This window comes from Neisseria viridiae (assembly GCF_962747995.1).
GTDB classification, from domain to species: domain Bacteria; phylum Pseudomonadota; class Gammaproteobacteria; order Burkholderiales; family Neisseriaceae; genus Neisseria; species Neisseria viridiae.
This window is the reverse complement of the sequence record NZ_CAUJAJ010000038.1, coordinates 1-1963: the sequence shown is the minus strand read 5'-3', so window position 1 is coordinate 1963 and position 1963 is coordinate 1. Positions and strand designations below refer to the sequence as shown.

Sequence of the window (1963 nt, the reverse complement as noted above, 5' to 3'; positions counted from 1 at the left end):
AAAAAAAATTTTTTTTTTTTTTTTTTTTTTTTTTTTTTTTTTTTTTTTTTTTTTTTGATTAGATTACCCGATTGGTATAAAATTAAGGATAATATGCAAGAAGTGTGGAAAACTTATGAAAAATGAAACAATCGCCCGCTGCCTCCTTTCTTCCTGCCTGCTGGCTGCGGGTACGGAAAAAAGCATTGCCGCCACTAAAGGTACTATTAAAGAAGAAAGAACTTATACGGCGGCGATAGCGACCAGAAATCAGACCAACGAACATACTTTCGATTATTCGGGTGAAACTGCCGTCAAGCCGATTAATTCCTTGGTGATTGCCGCCAATGGCAAAGGCGCGAAAAATATCATTACCGTCAAGGGCAACCCTTCTCTCGGTGAAAAAGATTTGACAGATGCAAATGGTGAAGCGTTGTTGAAAGATGCAAGGGGCGAAGTGTTGAAAGAGCCCGCGCATTGGACCATCGAAAAGATAAGAGCTACAGGGCAGGTGAGCGGCGGTCGATACACGCTTTCGTCAGGTGCTCAAAATGCCGGGATTTTGTTTGCAGACAAAAGCTATGAGGCAAAGGGCAACGACATTACCTTGGAAAACGTATCCGTCAAAAATAGCTCTTCATCGAATGCCGTTTTCGCAAACGATGAGTTGTCAAACCCTTACGGTATGTCGGACACAACCCTGACCTTTAAGGGAAACAACTATCTCTATACAGACGGCACCAAATCAAAAAACGAAGGGAACGGCATACAGTTATTCAAGAATAATAAAACCAGACTACCCTCGGGCACCAAAAACCACACCAAAATCGAGTCGGAAGCAGGTTCCAATCTGAACATATACGTCCAATCTGGGAGTACGCGCGGGCGCGGCATCTCGATAACGCAATATAAGGATGTAATCATCAGCACGTTGGGAACGAGCAAAACGGTCGTCAACCAGACCGAAATGGATTTTCACGGCGGGGTCAGCATCAAGGTGGATCGCGGCAATAATAAGAATGCCGAAAACTACGGTGTTTATGTGGGAAATCTGCCGAAAAAAAGCAGCAACAGCGAGGATGTGCCGGAAGATTCGTACAACCGCGCCACCTTCCATAGCGATGTCAAAATCGACGTGCAGCCGGTGCTTGAAGAAAGTGGGAAACAAAAATCCATCGGCGACGCTTTGAATGTGGACGGTAAAAACAGCAGGGTGGACATCAAGGGCGACGGAACGGTGCAAATCGACGGCGACATCCACGTCCTCAACGGCGGCGTGATAGATTTAAACCTGAAAAACAAAAATTCTTATCTCAACGGGGAAGCCCATATCGGCAAACAAAAATATACCGGCGATCCCGACGATCCCGATAATCCGCCCAACGGGCAGCCCCTGTTTGAGGAAGACCGTAAAGACAGCGCGTCATCCATCAATATGACGATGAAGGACGGCGCGCGCTGGAATGTGCAGAATACTTCAAAAATCAACGGATTGGACATCAGCAACGGCGCGGAAGTGAGCTTCTCGGACGGCGGCAGGAATGTAAACGTCTCCGTATCCAGCCTGAAGGGAAACGGCGGCGTGTTCAAGATGCAGGGCAACATCGTGAGCGGCAAGTCGGACAAGCTGATTACGCGCGAAGGCAGCGAAGGCGTACACATCATCGAATATGAAGACAATGCCAAGGCACCAACGACGGGCAGGGAATTTTTAAAGCTGGTCGAAAATCAGGGGTCGGCAGGCGGCGGTGCATCCTATAAGCTGCACGTCCGCTGTACGGAACACGGGGCGTGGTGCTTCAAGTTGGGCGAGTCGGAAAAATCCAAATATGTCGAAATTACCCCCGACGGCAAGCGGGATTTCTACCTCTACCCGGCCACATTGTCGACGGGCGCATCGAGCAGCGTCCTTTTCGGCGAGGCGTTATATCAGTTGAACGCGGTTTCCGATGAAACGCTGGTGCAGCGTATGGGCGAAATCCAC

At 48.5% G+C, this 1963-nt stretch carries 1 protein-coding gene; it reads left to right on the top strand.

Going from position 1 to position 1963, the window contains the following annotated elements:
• Positions 1-115: 115 nt before the first annotated feature.
• Positions 116-1963: pertactin-like passenger domain-containing protein (locus Q9J79_RS10265; RefSeq protein WP_304685384.1), on the top strand; the 1848-nt coding region annotated here is incomplete at its 3' end.